Here is a 15,377-nt window from a genome sequence, read left to right as displayed (position 1 = left end):
CCTGCGCCACCGCCGGCGGCGAGAGCGAGAAGTGCCGGTCCACCCAGCGGAGCCCCGCGGATGGTCCGCACGAACACCCACACCGTGAGGGTCACAAGAATGACGATCAGTCCGACCGCCAGTGCAGGTCCCAGCTCGGAGCCCATCCCGAAGGCGACGCCGGGGTTGAAGATCAACTCGAACCGCGCTCCGAGAGCGAGCTCGATCGTGCGTCCGTCTTCCAGCGCTGTCAGGGCCCAGCTCTTCGTGAGCTGATCAAGACCGAACGCGGCCGCAATCAGCGCAGCGATGAAAGCCACTCGGAGGACGAGCCTGCGCGTGGCGGGCATCAGAACAGCTCGAGGAGTCGAGGCAGAACACCCGACTCGATCAGGATGAACAGACCCAGGCCGATGAATACGGCAGGCACGAGCCAGTGCTCGACCCTCTCCAACAGCTCGGTCACCGTCTTGTTCGTGCCGACGACGCGAGCGATCAGGCACCACACCGCGACGAGGAGGAAGAACACGATGATCGTGACCACCGTGTCCGCGATCGGGCTCGTGCGGAATACGGGCGTGTAGAGGGAGATGTTGTCCGCGCCGTTCGCGATCGTGATCCCCGCAACGCCCAGCAGCCCGACCGCACTGATCGAACTCTCGTCATCGTCGTCGTCATCATCGCCCCTGCTGCGCAGGGTGCGGATGAGCCCGTACAGACCGATCGCCAGCGGGATCAGGCCCAAAAGCCCCACCCACTCATCCGGGATGATCGTCAACCCGGCGGCGGCAACGACGCTGATCGCGACGAGAGTCGCGAAGCCGAGGTACTGCCCCGCCACAACCTTCCAGCCCGGCAGCGAGCCACGGGCGGACGCGAGGAACAGCACCGTCAGAACCACGATGTCATCGATGTTCGTCGCAGCGAACAGTCCGATTGCCGCCGCGATAGTGCCGATCACGGCGCCACTTCCACGCCCCGACGGACCTCCGATGCGGCAGCGTCCACGTCACGTGCGCTCCGTGCTTCCGCCCCGAACGTGCCGCACAGATCCGCTTGGAACCCCGTCGCCTCCAAAAGTGCCTCAGCGGACTCGAGAAGATCGATCAGCTCCGGACGGGCCAACGAGTAGAACACCTGCCGTCCCTCTGCACGCCCCACGACCAGGCCGCACTCGCGCAGGCAGCTCATGTGCTCAGAAGCCGTCGACTGCGCCACGCCCAGCTCCGCCACTAGATCACTGACCCGAGCCTCACCATGCTGAAGTCGCCGCACGATCTGGAGACGCTTCGGGTCGGCCAAAGAGTGAAAGAGGGAGACGGCGGCAGAGGTGCCCCGCACGTGATCAATCGGCATGCACCGATGTTATCGACAGAAATCGATTTGAGCGACCACTGCCGAGGTGTTCGCGAACGATCGTTTACGAGACGGTCGAGCAGCGCGGCGGTCCAATCGGCGCGCCGTGTTCCACGGCCCGTGTCCGAGAGCTATGACCCGCAACCTACGTTCGCAGTACAGTCAGGCCTATGGCTTCGATCGGATACGCGCGCGTCTCGACCAGAGACCAGAACCCCGACGCTCAGACCGATGCGCTCACGGCAGCCGGCTGCGAGAAGGTGTTCGTCGAGCACGCCTCCGGAGTACTCGCGAAGCGTCCCGCGCTCGAGGACGCTCTCGACTACCTCCGCGAGGGTGACTCCCTCGTCGTGACGAAGCTCGATCGCCTCGGCCGGTCCGTGCGGAACTTGAAAGAGGTAGCCGACGGCCTCCAGCAGCGCGGCGTCGGACTGAAGGCGCTGTCTCAGGGCATCGACACCACCACTCCGGGCGGCCGGCTGTTCTTCCACATGCTCGCCGCGATCGCGGAGTTCGAGCACGACCTCATCGTGGAGCGAACCCACGACGGCCTTGCCGCCGCTCGAGCTCGCGGACGTAAGGGCGGCGGGCGCTTCAAGATGACGCCGACGAAGGCGAAACAGGCGCGTGCGATGTACGACGAGAAGACCTACACGGTCCAGCAGATCGCCGACACCTTCGGCGTGTCTCGCGGCACCATCTACCGCCACCTCACCGAAGACCACTGAGAGCCGCCGCGACGAGCGTCGCGGTTCACAGACCCGAGCGAACACCGGCCTCTGGCCGGCGGCGGTGTTGAGCGCTGTGCGCATTTTTGCCTGGAAGCCTTCGGCAGCGTACGGGCCTCCAGTGTCCGCGCAAGCCGCTGCGCGGCCGGCTCCTCCGAGGTTCTCGGCACGCGGTCGCTGCGCTCCCTCACATCGCGCCGACAACCTCTCCTCCTCCGCCCTCCGGGTTGCGCTCCCGCCCCCGACCCTGCTCGGCACTACGTGCCTTCCAGGCAAAAAAACGCTGGGAGAGAAGGAAGAACAGGCGAGCCAAACCATCCCCGCTGGCTTGACAAATCTGATTGAGAATCACGGTCGGGTTAGCGCTCGACAGCGAGTCCCACGCCTCGCCGGCGAGGTACGCCTCGACCAGGTCGTCCTGCGTCTCGGAGGGAACGCCGTACTCCGAGAGGAACTCGCGGGCGATGACGACCTCCGAGTGCTCGGCTTCCGTGCTCGCGCTCGCAGGCGCGGCTCCGGTGAGAGCGAGTGCGAGGACGGCGATCCCCGCCATCAGCTTGGATCTGAATCCAGACATGAGTGTCTCCGTTTCTTGTTCCGGGTGGAACATTGCGTGACAAGGTACTGATGGCGTGCACAGGTGGCCAAGGCTTCGGAGTACGGTGGCGCGTTCGCTGCGCCACAGACGCGATTCTCGCCGCGCCGTGTGCCGGTGCGCGGGGGCCCTGCGCCAGTTCGTGCCGCGGTCCCGTCCGTCTCCGTAGGCTCCGACGCATGTCAGATCAGGTCCAGGCCGGAGTTCAGCACGGAAATGTGCGGGGGATTCTCGCCCGTCGGTGGTTCGCGGTCGCGGCCTCCCTGGTCTTCGCCTTCGGCTGGCTGCTGATCCCCGGAATCGGCTGGCCGATCGGCGCCGTTCTGGTCCTGTGGAGCTCGTCGTGGACCGCCGCCGAGAAGAGCTCGGCGCTCACGATCCCACTGGTCGCGGCCGCGCTGGTCGGCAGCGGAGCGGGGCTCGTCTTCGGGCTGCACGCCGTGCCGAGTTCGAGCATGACGATCTGGACCGCGGTGTGTGCCGGGCTGCTGGCGGGAGGCGTGACGAGCGTCGTTCTGGGGGTCCGGCTGTGCGCCGGGGCACTCCGCAGGCCTGCAGCGTCGGGCGACCGCTCGCTGTCCGGGGCGGCCCCTGCGCCTCGCGCGCACGACGTCAGCTGACGGGAGGGGGCGTCGGCTCCTGAGGGAGGCCGCCCTGTCTCAGCCGGGGTCGTGCGCACCCCGGCGGAGGCGAGCGCCTCGACGGCTCGAAGGGCGCAGGTCCGCCGGCGTCCTCGCGCGTCGGCAGGTCCCGCTCAGCGCCCGCCGGCCCCGCTCGCGTCGTAGCGGAGCCGCACCAGCTCCGAGCCCGGCAGAACCGTCGCGTCGAGGAGGCGCAGCCCGTGCTGCGGCACCCCGGAGTAGAGCGGCGTGCCGCCGCCCGCGAGTCCGGCGCCGACGAGGACGATCAGCTCGTCCACCAGACCCTGCTCGAGGAGCGGATTCCAGGTGGTGCCGCTGCCGAACATCAGCAGGTCGCCCCCGTCGCCCTGCTTGAGCCGTCCGATCTCGGCCGGACCCTGCTCCCGCGGCACGATCCGCGTGGTGGCGGCCCACGGCGCCGCCGGATCGGGAGCCAGGGAGTCGCTGATCACCAGCGCGTCGAGCGACGTGACCAGCCGCGCGGTCTCGTGCTCCCGCTCGCCCGCCGTTCCGTCCGCGGCGACGGCGCTCCAGCTGTCCCAGTTGTCGCGGAACCAGCCGCCGCCGTAGACGAGCGTGCCCGCGCGGCGCAGCAGCTCGAGGTTGTGGTCGTTGAACGCGTCCTCGAACGGCAGCGCCGAGAGGTCGTGCCCGGGCCCCTCGAAGCGGCCGTCGAGCGAGGTGAGGACGGAGACGACGAGCCTGCTCATGCGGGGGATGCTACTCAGGCGGGGGTGCCGGGTGAAGGGGCGCGGAGGGCCGCGAGCCGGAGGAACAGCGGCGGGGGCAACTCGCCCGGCAGGGGTGTCCGAGAAGCGTTGGCAGCGGTGTTCCCGATCACCTTTCGATACGCGGCTGGATAGTGTCGAGCCGGGAAAAGGCGTCTACGGGGAACAGGTACGGGTGATGGTCGAGCGACCGGAGTTGGACAGGGCGAAGGAGAGAGTCGCACGAGCTGCCGGCGATCTGAGCAAGCGGGCGCGGAGCGCTACGACGCAGGTGATGGAGCAGGCCGGCGATCTCCGCGAAGCAGCCGCCGAGAAGTTCGGCCCGAGGAGCCTCCAGTCGTACGAGGAGGTCACGGCCGAGTACAACCGCGCCTTCACGGCGATGAGCGACGACGGGCTCTCCCTCCTCCGGCAACGCGAGCGCTCCACCGACCTGATCGCTCTCGTCGAGCTCGTGGTGAACAGCATCGCCAACACGCCCAAGTCCTTCAGCGGGGACTTCGAGCAGATCGAGCTCGACAGAGCCCGGTTCCTGGACGCCGAGGAGATCGCCCGCGCTGATCTGGTCGCTGCACGGAAGTCCGCGGCGGGAGCGGGCGCCGGTGTCACCGCCGGAGCGGCGATCGCGAGCGTCGCGCCGACCGCCGCCATGTGGGTCGCCACCACGTTCGGCACCGCGTCGACCGGGACCGCGATCTCGACCCTGTCCGGTGCCGCTGCGAGCCAGGCCGCCCTGGCATGGCTCGGCGGCGGGGCCGTCGCTGCCGGTGGCGGAGGGACCGTCGCGGGAGGAGCGCTGCTCGCGCTGGCAGGCCCGGTCGGCTGGAGCCTCGCAGGCGCCGCCGTCCTCACCTCGGTCGTCCTGTTCACGAAGAAGAAGTTCGAGAACCGCGAGACGAAGCACGAGATGCTCACCGCCGTCATGCGGAACATCGCGCAGGTGCAGGCGATGGACGCGCAGATCGACGACCTCCTCCAGCGCACCGCCTCTACTCGAGAGCTGCTTCTGAAGGTCTACGGCGAGGCGCTGCCGCTCTTCGGGGCGGACTTCGCGACCCTGGCTCCCGCCCAGCAATCGCAGCTCGCCGCGCTGGTGAACGTCGCGAAAGCGAGTGCGGCACTGCTGAGCGCCCGTGTGGAGCAGGCCGCCGACGATGCCTGATCTCGCCGACGTCGCCAGAAGCACTCACGAGCAGGCCGTCGCCGCCTGGGTGGGCTACCTGAACCAGGTGCGCGTCGATCGACTCATGGGCGCCCTGAGCAGGCAGGACCGGAACCTCTCGACGGCTCTCGACCATCTGGATACAGCCCTCCTGCACATAGGCGACGTGGTCTCGTCGAACCGCGGTGGGGTGAAGGGCGCGCATGGATTCATCGCCGAGGTCGCCGAGGTCGGCATCGGCAACGCCCGTGCCGCTGTGCTCGGGACGACCGGCGGCAACTCCTGGGTGAACGACAACGGCCCCGTCGATCTAATGCGGAACGGCCTGCTGATCCAGCAGAAGTTCTCCGCCGCCGGCGGGCGGTTCGGCCTCGGCGCGATCACGGAGCACCTCGAGAGGTACCCGGACTTCGTGAGGAACGGCGGCAGGTACCAGATCCCGAGCGACCACTTCGAGGTCATCCAGAAGCTGCACGCGATGTCCGCCGAGGATGCGGCGAAGGTCCTCTCCCGGAGCGGGGACGGTCCGTCCCTCCGCGACTGGAACCGGGTGAAGACGTTTTTCTCGAGCGAGACGATCGACATCGCGGCACTCGAGCCCTCCCGGCTGGAGTACCGCGACGTGCAGCTCGGTGCGTACACCGACACGTTCGCGGCGGAGGAGGGAAGGATCACGGCGACCGACGAGGCCGCCCGCACGGCTGCCGTTCGGGAGAACCGGGCGACGGTGCGCCAGGGCGCTCAGGTCACCGTCGCCGCCGCCGGGATCGAGGGTGGGACCGCGTTCGTCTCCGCGGTCCTCGCCAAGCGCCGCGAAGGCACGAAGCTCAAGGAGTTCTCGGCCGACGACTGGAAGGACATCGCGAACGCCTCCGGTCTCGGCGCGGTGAAGGGCGGTATCCGCGGTCTCACGATCTACTCACTCACCAATCTCACTGCGACGTCGGCCGCCACGGCGAACACGGTCACGACCGCCGCGCTGGGGATCGCGGGCCAGGCGAGCAGGCTGCGAGCGGGCGACATCTCCGAGATCGAGTTCATCGAGAACTCCGAGATCCTCTGCCTCCAGGCCGGCATCAGCGCGCTGTCCTCGGTCGTCGGGCAGGTGCTCATCCCGGTCCCCGTCCTCGGCGCCGTCATCGGCAACACCGTCGGCTCCGTCATGTTCAGCGTCGCGTCGTCCTCGCTCTCCGCCCGGGAAGAAGCGCTCATCGCCGGATATCTCGAGGACCAGCGCTCACTCGATCAACAGCTGGCCGCCGACTACGCCGATCTCCTGGCGAAGCTCGAGACGAGAATGCTGCACTTCATCGACATCCTCGACCGGGCGTTCTCTCCCGACATCGAGGTCGCGCTTCTCGGGGCGATCGACCTCGCGGCCCGAGTCGGGGTGCCCTCGGAGGAGATCCTGGACACCGACGAGAAGGTGAACGCGTACTTCCTCGACTAGGTGCCCGCGGGGCGGGGCCGGACGTCGTTCGTTGCTGGGGCGTTGTGCCGGCCTGGCCCCACGTGTTCCGGATGGTGCTGCCGGCACCCCCGCCGCGCACCCCTCCTCACATCGCCGCCGCCAGCGCGTCCCGCAGCGTCGCCCGCGCCCGCGCGTGGCGGCTCCGCACGGTCGCGGCGCGGAGGGACAGGATCTCGGCCGCCTCGGCGAGGGAGAAGCCGTCCCAGTAGACGAGGGTGATGATCTCCTGGTCGACGGGCTTCAGCTGCGCGATCGCGGCGCGGACGTCCTCCGCCGCGTCGTCGGCGGGTGCGGGCGGAGTGATGCGGAGCTCCTCCGCCAGCCGCTCGACGAGCGCGCTCCTCCGGGTAGCGGTGCGGCGCTGGCCCGAGAGCACCCGCCGTGCGACGCCGAACGCCCACATCCGCGCGCGCGTCTCGTCCTCGGGGATCGACCGCTCCTTCCGCCAGAGGATCAGGAGGGTGTCGCTGAGGAGATCCGCGGCGTCCTCGGGGCTCGCCGTCCGCCGCGCGAAGTAGCGGAGCAGGTCCGCCGCCTCCCGCTCGACCAGGGCCGTTATCTCTGCCCCGCGGTCGCGCGCGGGGGAGCGGACGACGCTGCGGGCCATCGACGGCGCCGCCTCGCCGGCGCTCATCACAGCGCTCCCGTGCAGTCGGTGCTGCCGCCCAGGCCGCCGTCGCCCTCGACGATCACGCCCTCGGGGATCGTGTCGAGGATGTGGTCGTCCGCGGCGGTGATCCAGGCCCGCCAGCGGATCGTCTCCTCCGAGAGGCCGGGGCCGTCGCTGTTCATGTCCGAGGCCAGCCAGGCGGGGTCGGTCGTGTAGGCGAGCGCGTCGTCGTGGATCCGCTGGCCGATGCCGTTCCAGTCCTGCGCGCGGAGGTAGTCGGTCGCGGAGGTGGTGACCTCGCGGTAGTCGATCTCGCCGTTGAAGTAGTCGATCGAGCACGACACCGCTGAGCCGGAGTCGGTGGTGTAGGTGATCGGGATCGTGAAGTCGGGGACCGAGCGGACGTCGGTGCCGGCGCTGGTCGCCAGCACGAGACCCGGGACGAGGAGGACGGGAGCCGCCAGCCACCACGCCCTCGACCGCGCGGGACGGCGGGGCGCGCGCTCGCGGGTCTCGGCGATCACGGCGTGCAGGGCGGTGCGGACGCCGGGCGCCCGGTCGTCGGTCGCGGGGTCGCTGCGGGAGAGCAGGTCGTCGAGTGTGCGTCGCGTCATCGGGTCCATCCTTCGTCGGTCGGGCGTCTACCGAGTACGTGGCCGGGTGGGGCCCGAGCGTTGCACGGGACCTGACGGGAGGAGTGAGCCGAGCCGGTCGCGCGCGCTCACTTCTTAGAACTCCTTCGCGAGGACCCGTCAAAAGGCGCCATATTCGGCTTCACCCCGGTCCTTTTCTCATCGGTTATGGCCCCGACAAGGGGGGCCCACTTCTCTATGGCGAGAGGGAGGCCGACCTATACGTTCATCTTCGGAAGCCCGCGCGGAATGCGTGCTCCCCTTCGGAGTCTGGGGCCTCCGCACTCGCTGCGACATCCGTGTCGTTCGTCGTGTCGACGTTTCGCTCATCTCCACGACCGACTACAGGACTGAGAAGCAGAACCATGGCTTTCACGACCCGGCGGCGCCGCCCCTCACGGCACCGTGCGCCGTCGCGCCTCGGAATGCGGGCCGTCGTCTTCGCGACGATCGGCGCTCTCCTCGTCGGATCGTGGGGGCTCGGCGACGTCTCCGCCTCCTCTTCCGCTCAGGCCGCGAACCAGGCGGATCCGGTCGCCGGCGACGCCCCCGCCCCTCTCCCGACGCCGGTCGCACCGACACCGCCGGCAGCCCCCGAGGCCGATCCGGCACCCGCCCCCTCCGCGTCTGCCACCTCGGCACCAGCCCCCTCCGCGTCCGCCCCGTCGACCTCCGCTTCTCCCGCACCCGCCGAGGCCGCGGAGTCGCCGAGTGCGACGGCGGAGGAGCCCGCTCAGGATGAGCCCGATCCCGCAGCACCCCGCGGCGCCGCAGGGACGGAGCAGCCCGTCGAGTCGGCGCCCGCCGAGTCGGCGCCCGCTCCTCCGGCGGCCTCGGACGACGACCAGGAGTCGGACCGCGGCCCGCCCGCGACGGCGCGAGCAGCGGGAGGCTTCTCCACGCTCGCGGCCGGCGTCGCCGAGGCCCCGCGACAGGTGTGGACGGAGACCTTCGAGCAGGGCCTGACCGCCACCCCGAGCGCGCTCACCGCCTACGCGAACGGCCGCTACACGGCCGCCACCGGCTGGTCGACCGCCACGAACTGCACCGGCGTCCTGGTCAACTACACGGCGCCGTACCCCAACGCCGCCTTCTGCCCGACCCGGCCCCTCCTCACCGTCGGCACGGGATCGTCGGCCGCACGCGAGACCCGCCGCATGGCGGACGTCCTCGGTCAGGTGGCGGCCGGAGTGCCGGGGTCCACCTCCAGCACCGCACCGGCCAACGGCTCGAACACCGGCACGCAGGCAAACCACGCCCTGGTCGAGTACCCGTACGCCGCCGTCACCGGCGGCACGACCGTCGCCCAGAGCGCCGCGGGGATCGGCGTCTCCGCTCCCGCCGCCCGCTACTACGCCGTCGGCATGAACGCCGCCGGCGGGCAGTGCGGGACGAACAACGCGTCCCTCTCCCTCAACCTGGTGTCGGGCGGGTCGACCGTCCTCACCGGATTCGCCGCACCGGTCGTGCCCTGCGCCGCGACCGGCAGCGTGTTCTACACGTCCCCGACCCTCCCGCTGGTCGGCGGCCTCGGTGCGCTCGTGGATCCCGCGCTCCCCGCCTCCGCCCGCGCCGTTGCCTACACCGGCACGAGCACCGCGCTCCTCACTCCGGCGCAGATCGCGGCGGCCCAGGTGCAGCTCGTGAACACGGTCACCGGCACGGGAAGCGCCTTCGCCGTCGACGACCTCCGCGTGCTCGACGTCACCCCCGCTCTCGACGCGGCCTTCACGCAGGCCGTGCCGACCGCGACGGTGCCGACCACGCTGACCTACACGGTCACCAACACCAGCGACCTCCTCGCGAAGGCGGACTGGCGCTTCTCGACCGCTCTCCCGGCCGGCCTCGTCGTGGCCCCGACGCCTGCTGTCGGCGGGTCCTGCACCGACGTCACCGGAACGGCGTTCGCCGTGACCGCGGCCGCCGGATCCTCCAGCGTCTCGACGCTCGGCGGCGATCTCGCCGCGGGTGCGACCTCGTGCACGATCTCCGTGGACGTGGTGGCCGCCGCCGCCGGGACGTACAGCACCGGGACCACGACTCCCACCGGCCTCATCGCCTCCGCCCCCACGTCGGTGACGATCCAGGCCGCGACGACCCTCACCGTCCGGAAGAACCTGCCGGTGCGCAGCGCCACGGGCGACCAGTTCACGCTCTCGGTGCGCAGCGGCACGACGGTCCTCGCGTCGGCGACCACCACGGGCACCGCCACCGGGATCCAGGCCGCGCAGATCAGCCGCCTCACCGTGCAGTCCGGAGCGACGTACACGATCGCCGAGGCGCAGACCGCGGGCGCGGGCCTGGGGTACTCCAACAGCTACGAGTGCTCGCGCGGCGGCACGGTCATCGCCTCCGGAGCATCCGCCGCCGGGTCGATCACGATCCCCAGCGAGGCGGGAACGGAGGTGCTCTGCACCTTCACGAACACCGTGCAGACGCCGCGCCTGTTCTGCGACACCGGCCGCTTCTACTCCCTCACGGCGGCCGGCGCCCTGCAGCAGGCCGACATCGTCACGGGATCCCTGACCTCGATCGGCAGCTGGTCGGGGACCGCCGAGGCCAACGCGCTCGGCGTCGGTGCGAACGGCGCCTTCGCCTACGCGCTGGACCGCTCGTCCGACGCGACGGACGTCGACGCCGTCCTCAAGTGGACGCCGGAGGCCGGCTTCCAGAGGATCGCGAACAGCGCGTACACGACCGTGGCCGGCGGAGCGCAGGTAGCCGGCAGCATCGTCGCCGGCGCGGTCGACCTCCGGACGGGCCGGTACCTGTTCGGCAGCTTCGCGAGCGGCCAGTTCTACATCTGGAGCTTCACGGAGGCCAACCCCGTCGCCACCCGGTTCGCCCTCGTCGGCTCCTTCCCCACCTCCGGAACCCCCAACGGCAACGGCGACATGGCGTTCGACGCTCGCGGCAACCTCTACGTCGTCGGCGCGGGCTCGGTCAACAACGCCAGCAGCGCCGCGATCTTCACAGTGCCGGCCGACGCCCTGGCCGCGGCGACCGGCGGCACCCTCCCGGTGAACACGTCGATCGCGAAGGCCGTGACGGGGACCGACGCCGCCTTCGCCAACATCAACGGCATCGCCTTCTCGCCGCGCGGAACCGTCTACCTCGCCAACGGCGACGTCGCCGCCGCGAACGGCGTTCCCGCCATCCCCGGCAGCGCCTACGAGTTCGACGCCACCACCTGGACCCGCGTCAGCGGCACGCCGCGCGTGAGCGTCAATGCCGTCGACCTCTCCGGCTGCTCCTCGCCGGCCACGATCACCGTGCAGAAGAGCGTGGTCGGGCGCCTGGCCGCGGCGGACCAGTTCCAGCTCACGGCCGCCGCCGGCTCCCCGGCGTCGCCGTTCGCCACGGCCACCACCACCGGCGCCACCACCGGCCGCCAGACCGCGCAGATCGGCCCCTTCCCCACTCCGATCAACAGCACGGTGACGGTCTCGGAGGCGATGGCCGCGGGCTCCGCCTCCCCGATCACCGCCTACACGAGCATCTACGAGTGCTACGCGGACGGCGTGCGGGTGAGCACGGGCTCGAACCCGACCGGCACGGTCACCCTCCCGAACCGGCTCGGCGTCAACGTCACCTGCACCTTCTTCAACTCCCCGCGCCCCGCCTCCACGGTGCGCATCACCAAGACGATCCGGGACGCCTCCGGCACGACCCGCCCCGGCGTGGACTGGACGGTGGGCACGACGGCGACGGCCACCGCGGGCACCGTCGCCCTGCTGCCGGAGCAGTCGCCCCGCCAGCAGACGGACGCGGCGGGTCAGGCCGCCTGGACCGTCCTGTTCGGCACGGAGGCGTCGCGGGCGACGCTCACCGTCTCGGAGGTGCAGCAGACGGGCTTCGCGTTCGTCAGCGGCGCCTGCACGGTCAACGGCGCCGCGCGGGCGACCACGTTCTCGCAGTCGGGGACCGTCATCAGCGCGAGCCTCACCGGCATCGCCTCCGCGGCGGTCGTCGAGTGCTCGATCGTGAACCGGCCCACGGCCTCCCTCACGCTCGTGAAGACGGTGAGCTCCGGCAGCGCGCTGCCCAGCGACTTCACGCTCAGCGCCACCGGCCCGACCGGCGCCCTGCCCGGCCCGACCGGCCGCGCGGGCTCCGCGGGCGTGTCGGCGATCCCCGTCACCCCGGGTGTGGCCTACCGGCTCGCCGAGACCGGGGGCCCCGCCACCTCTGTGCAGACCGGGCCCTGGCAGTGCCGCACCGACACCGGCGCCGTCCTCACCGTGAGCGCGGCCGGAGACGTGACCCCGACGAACGGCGCCGCCGTCACCTGCACCGTGGACAACGCCAGCGCGACGATCACCCTGGTCAAGCAGGTCCTGCGCCCCCAGACCGGCTTCCAGGCGGCCGACTGGCGCGTCACCGCGACGCCCGCCGCACTGGCCGGAGCGACGCTCCCGACGGAGACCCGGGCCGGCGCGGAGTACGCCGCCGCGGGCAACCCGGCGAGCACCTTCGAGGTGCGACCGGGCCACGGCTACACGCTGTCCGAGGCGGCGACGGATCCGACCCGCCGCCTCGCGTACCAGGAACTGCGTCTCGAGCGCCTGACCGGGACGACGTGGTCCCCGGTCGCCTCGCGGACGATCACGGCCCCCACGGCCGGTCAGACGGCGGTCTACCGCTTCGTCAACGCCCCCGTGGACCCCACACGCCTGCCGCTGACCGGTGGCGCCAGCACCGACGCGTTCCTCCTGGGCGGGGGGTCGGTGCTCACTCTCGCACTCGGCCTCCTCCTCTGGGAGCGGCGCCGGAGGCTGCGAGGCCCCTCCCGGTGACGCCCCGACCGAGAGCCCCGGCGCTCTCCCGCAGACCCCTTCCCGCACACCTTCGACTCCACGGCACCAGCACTCACGACCTCAGTAGGAGAGATCACATGTCCCGCTCACTCACCAGGCGGCTCGCCGCCGCAGCCGGCGTCCTCGCGCTGAGCGCTGCGGCGGTCTTCACCGCCGTCGCGCCGGCGTCAGCGGTCACGCTGCCCGGCAACATCGACCCGACCATCAGCCGCACCCTCACTGTGCACAAGCTCGCGCTGGGATCCAACAACGGCCAGGCGATCGGCACCGGCCAGGAGATCACGGTCCCCGGGGACGCGCTGCCCGGAGCCGTGTTCACCGCCGCGCGCGTCCAGGGCGTCGACCTCACCACGCCCGACGGCTGGAACCAGGTCGCGAACCTGACCCCGGGCACCGCGGCGACCCGCGTCACCGCCGCCGACACCTTCACCGCCACCAGCGGCACGGACGGCGAGGCCGTGTTCAACAACGGCGCGAGCATGCCGATCGGCCTCTACCTCGTGACCGAGACCCAGCTCCCCGCCGGAGCGACCAACGGTGCGGCGCCGTTCCTCGTCACCCTGCCGTTCCCGACGGGTCCGACCGGTGCGCCGGCGAACCAGTGGATCTACGACGTCCACGTCTACCCCAAGAACGCGGTCACGGAGCTCACCAAGACGCGCGTCCCCGCGGCGGCGAACTCGGTCGAGGCGCGCAACCCCGACCTCATCCGCTGGGCCATCGCCTCGGACGTCCCGGTGCTCGCCGCCGGTGACGCGCTGGAGGCGTTCACCCTCACCGACACGCTCCCCGCCGAGCTGACCTACCTGCCGACCGGCCCGGCCGGCGTCGCGCCCACCGGCATCACGGTGACCAGCGCCGCGGGCACCGCGCCCGCACCGGCGTTCATCGCGAACACCGACTACACGCTCGGCTACGACGCCGCGACCCGGAACGTGACGCTGAACTTCTTGCAGTCCGGCCTCACCAAGCTCCAGGGCCTGCAGGGCGGCGTCGTCACCCTCACGGTGCTCACCCGCGCCACCGCCATCCCGGCCAACGGCATCATCACCAACTCGGCGACGAGCGTCGTGAACGGGGCCACGGAGACGGTCACCGGCAGCACCCCGATCGGTCAGCTGACCGTGTACGCCTACCAGAACAACGGCGCCAACCGCGTGCCGCTCGCGGGTGCCGTCTACCAGGTGTTCCTCACCGAGAACGACGCCAACCTCGGCCAGAACCCGGTGTTCATCAACGGCAACCAGAACTGGACCACCGGAGCGAACGGCTTCGTCGAGATCCCGATCATCACGCCGGGCAACTACTACGTCCGCGAGCTGACCCCGCCCGCCGGATTCCGTCTGCCCACCCCGGCCCAGGTGCTGACGCAGGTCGTCGCCGGACCGAGCTCGGCCACCGCGCCGATCCAGAACTACGTCGAGTTCCTCCACACCCAGGTGCCCGCGTTCGCCCTGCCCCTCACCGGTGGCGGCGCGCAGTGGTTCACCCTCGGTGGAGGCGCGCTCCTCGCCCTCGCGATCGGTTCGGGCCTGATCGCCTCGCGCCGCCGCACCGCGCTGGCTGCTCAGACCGCGGAGTAACGTCGCACCATGACGAAGTCGAATGCGGGGCACCCGTCGGGTGCCCCGCATTCCTCTGTCTCCAGCCCTTTTCCTCCGCGGAGGCGGATCCACCGCCGGCCGCGCTGGCGGCTGCCGATCGCCCCGCTGGTCATCGCGCTCATCAGCCTCTCGGGAGTGGCGCTGCTGCTGTACCCCGTCGCCGCCAGCTGGCTCAGCGCCGTCGAGCAGGCGCGCGAGATCGACTCCCTCACCCAGGACATCACCGACCTCGGCGCCGAGACCCTCCGGCAGAACCTCGTCGAGGCCCGCGCCTACAACCAGAGCCTGAGCGGTGGCGGCGCGGCCGTCGCCGCGAACGAGCGCCTCCCCCTCGCCGACGACGAGCAGGTCGCCGACCGCGAGCGCTACTCCTCCCTCCTGCGCGGCGACGCCGAGGGGCTGATGGCCCGGATCCGGATCCCCGCCATCGACGTGGACCTGCCGATCTTCCACGGCACGAGCGACGCCGTCCTCGAGCGCGGCGTCGGCCACCTCGAGGGCACCGCCCTGCCGGTCGGCGGCCCCTCCACCCACTCGGTGCTCACCGGCCACCGCGGCCTCGCCTCGGCCGAGCTCTTCACCCACCTCGACCGCGTCGACGTCGGCGACACCTTCACCATCGAGGTCTACGGCGAGGTGGTCACCTACCGCGTGCGCGAGACGCTGGTCGTCGAGCCGGAGGACACGCAGAGCCTCCTCGTGCAGCCCGGCCAGGACCTCCTGACCCTCGTCACCTGCACCCCGCTCGGGATCAACACCCATCGCATCCTCGTCACCGGCGAAAGGGTGATCCCGACGCCGCAGTCGGACGTGGACGCGGCGGGGGAGTCGCCCGACGTCGCCGGGTTCCCGTGGTGGGCGATCGCGGCCGGAGGCGCTGTGGTCGCCGCCGGGGTGTACGTGTGGTGGGCGGGGCGGCCGGCGCGCGGTGCGTGGGTGCCGGTGGTGGTCGCCGACGAGCGGGACAAGGTTCCTGCGGATCTGTGACGCGAGGGGGCGCGGATCTCCATAGTCCTGCTCCGGTCGCCTCGGCCCCGTCCCGTCCCCGGGATCG

General features: G+C 71.1%; 14 protein-coding genes. 7 read left to right on the top strand and 7 right to left on the bottom strand.

The window, feature by feature from the left end:
- The 3 genes from C5D04_RS11375 to C5D04_RS11365 form a co-directional block, all read right to left on the bottom strand.
- A partial coding sequence (locus C5D04_RS11375; RefSeq protein WP_219813674.1) for a signal peptidase II occupies positions 1-299 on the bottom strand: 299 nt, incomplete at its 3' end.
- Between the two features lie 29 nt (positions 300-328).
- On the bottom strand, positions 329-940 hold the full coding sequence (locus C5D04_RS11370) for a cadmium resistance transporter (protein WP_055794455.1): 612 nt from the start codon (positions 938-940) through the stop codon (positions 329-331).
- Positions 937-1,335 (bottom strand): helix-turn-helix transcriptional regulator, encoded by a 399-nt coding sequence (locus C5D04_RS11365; RefSeq protein WP_055794452.1) that lies wholly within the window; start codon positions 1,333-1,335, stop codon positions 937-939. The genes C5D04_RS11370 and C5D04_RS11365 overlap by 4 nt, the downstream gene beginning before the upstream one ends.
- A gap of 170 nt (positions 1,336-1,505) precedes the next feature.
- Between C5D04_RS11365 and C5D04_RS11360 the strand changes: the two genes are divergently transcribed.
- Positions 1,506-2,063 carry a recombinase family protein gene (locus C5D04_RS11360; RefSeq protein WP_104256092.1) on the top strand — a complete coding sequence of 186 codons (558 nt, stop codon included), beginning with the start codon at positions 1,506-1,508 and terminating at the stop codon, positions 2,061-2,063.
- Between the two features lie 187 nt (positions 2,064-2,250).
- Here the strand turns inward: C5D04_RS11360 and C5D04_RS11355 are convergent, their stop codons facing one another.
- Positions 2,251-2,640 (bottom strand): hypothetical protein, encoded by a 390-nt coding sequence (locus tag C5D04_RS11355; protein ID WP_104257770.1) that lies wholly within the window; start codon positions 2,638-2,640, stop codon positions 2,251-2,253.
- Positions 2,641-2,837: 197 nt separating this feature from the next.
- Here C5D04_RS11355 and C5D04_RS11350 point away from each other — a divergent pair, with 197 nt between their 5' ends.
- Positions 2,838-3,278, top strand: a complete 441-nt coding sequence (locus C5D04_RS11350; RefSeq protein WP_146078440.1) for a hypothetical protein — start codon at positions 2,838-2,840, stop codon at positions 3,276-3,278.
- 134 nt (positions 3,279-3,412) lie between these two features.
- Here the strand turns inward: C5D04_RS11350 and C5D04_RS11345 are convergent, their stop codons facing one another.
- Entirely contained in the window at positions 3,413-4,009 is a 597-nt protein-coding gene (locus tag C5D04_RS11345) for a dihydrofolate reductase family protein (protein WP_104291927.1), read from the bottom strand.
- Positions 4,010-4,298: 289 nt separating this feature from the next.
- Between C5D04_RS11345 and C5D04_RS11340 the strand changes: the two genes are divergently transcribed.
- Positions 4,299-5,189, top strand: a complete 891-nt coding sequence (locus C5D04_RS11340) for a hypothetical protein (RefSeq protein WP_219814021.1) — start codon at positions 4,299-4,301, stop codon at positions 5,187-5,189.
- Positions 5,182-6,639, top strand: coding sequence for a hypothetical protein (locus C5D04_RS11335; protein ID WP_104291926.1), 1,458 nt, complete (start codon positions 5,182-5,184; stop codon positions 6,637-6,639). Before C5D04_RS11340 ends, C5D04_RS11335 begins: the two co-directional genes overlap by 8 nt.
- Before the next feature lie 106 nt (positions 6,640-6,745).
- Here the strand turns inward: C5D04_RS11335 and C5D04_RS11330 are convergent, their stop codons facing one another.
- Both C5D04_RS11330 and C5D04_RS11325 read right to left on the bottom strand, forming a co-directional pair.
- Positions 6,746-7,294 (bottom strand): RNA polymerase sigma factor, encoded by a 549-nt coding sequence (locus C5D04_RS11330; protein ID WP_219814020.1) that lies wholly within the window; start codon positions 7,292-7,294, stop codon positions 6,746-6,748.
- Complete coding sequence (locus tag C5D04_RS11325; protein WP_104291925.1) at positions 7,294-7,884, bottom strand: hypothetical protein; 591 nt, start codon at positions 7,882-7,884, stop codon at positions 7,294-7,296. The genes C5D04_RS11330 and C5D04_RS11325 overlap by 1 nt, the downstream gene beginning before the upstream one ends.
- Before the next feature lie 383 nt (positions 7,885-8,267).
- Between C5D04_RS11325 and C5D04_RS17980 the strand changes: the two genes are divergently transcribed.
- The 3 genes from C5D04_RS17980 (at position 8,268) to C5D04_RS11310 (ending at position 15,310) form a co-directional block, all read left to right on the top strand.
- Positions 8,268-12,698, top strand: coding sequence for an LPXTG cell wall anchor domain-containing protein (locus C5D04_RS17980; RefSeq protein ID WP_146087868.1), 4,431 nt, complete (start codon positions 8,268-8,270; stop codon positions 12,696-12,698).
- Positions 12,699-12,796: 98 nt separating this feature from the next.
- On the top strand, positions 12,797-14,302 hold the full coding sequence (locus tag C5D04_RS11315) for a SpaH/EbpB family LPXTG-anchored major pilin (RefSeq protein ID WP_104347723.1): 1,506 nt from the start codon (positions 12,797-12,799) through the stop codon (positions 14,300-14,302).
- A gap of 9 nt (positions 14,303-14,311) precedes the next feature.
- Positions 14,312-15,310: a class C sortase gene (locus C5D04_RS11310; protein WP_219815025.1), complete on the top strand. Its 999-nt coding sequence runs from the start codon at positions 14,312-14,314 to the stop codon at positions 15,308-15,310.
- Positions 15,311-15,377 lie beyond the last annotated feature (67 nt).

Origin of the sequence: Rathayibacter sp. AY1D2 (assembly GCF_002932695.1) — a bacterium.
GTDB lineage: Bacteria > Actinomycetota > Actinomycetes > Actinomycetales > Microbacteriaceae > Rathayibacter.
Note: the sequence above shows the minus strand (reverse complement) of the source record. Positions and strands in the feature narration are given on the sequence as shown.

What these genes read in the sequence shown, in the direction of transcription:
- C5D04_RS11325 (WP_104291925.1), bottom strand. Translation starts at nt 7,884, where the DNA reads ATGACGCGACGCACACTCGACGACCTGCTCTCCCGCAGCGACCCCGCG.
- C5D04_RS11310 (WP_219815025.1), top strand. Translation starts at nt 14,312, where the DNA reads ATGACGAAGTCGAATGCGGGGCACCCGTCGGGTGCCCCGCATTCCTCT.
- C5D04_RS11335 (WP_104291926.1), top strand. Translation starts at nt 5,182, where the DNA reads ATGCCTGATCTCGCCGACGTCGCCAGAAGCACTCACGAGCAGGCCGTC.
- C5D04_RS11330 (WP_219814020.1), bottom strand. Translation starts at nt 7,294, where the DNA reads ATGAGCGCCGGCGAGGCGGCGCCGTCGATGGCCCGCAGCGTCGTCCGC.
- C5D04_RS11365 (WP_055794452.1), bottom strand. Translation starts at nt 1,335, where the DNA reads ATGCCGATTGATCACGTGCGGGGCACCTCTGCCGCCGTCTCCCTCTTT.
- C5D04_RS11355 (WP_104257770.1), bottom strand. Translation starts at nt 2,640, where the DNA reads ATGTCTGGATTCAGATCCAAGCTGATGGCGGGGATCGCCGTCCTCGCA.
- C5D04_RS11315 (WP_104347723.1), top strand. Translation starts at nt 12,797, where the DNA reads ATGTCCCGCTCACTCACCAGGCGGCTCGCCGCCGCAGCCGGCGTCCTC.
- C5D04_RS17980 (WP_146087868.1), top strand. Translation starts at nt 8,268, where the DNA reads ATGGCTTTCACGACCCGGCGGCGCCGCCCCTCACGGCACCGTGCGCCG.
- C5D04_RS11345 (WP_104291927.1), bottom strand. Translation starts at nt 4,009, where the DNA reads ATGAGCAGGCTCGTCGTCTCCGTCCTCACCTCGCTCGACGGCCGCTTC.
- C5D04_RS11350 (WP_146078440.1), top strand. Translation starts at nt 2,838, where the DNA reads ATGTCAGATCAGGTCCAGGCCGGAGTTCAGCACGGAAATGTGCGGGGG.
- C5D04_RS11360 (WP_104256092.1), top strand. Translation starts at nt 1,506, where the DNA reads ATGGCTTCGATCGGATACGCGCGCGTCTCGACCAGAGACCAGAACCCC.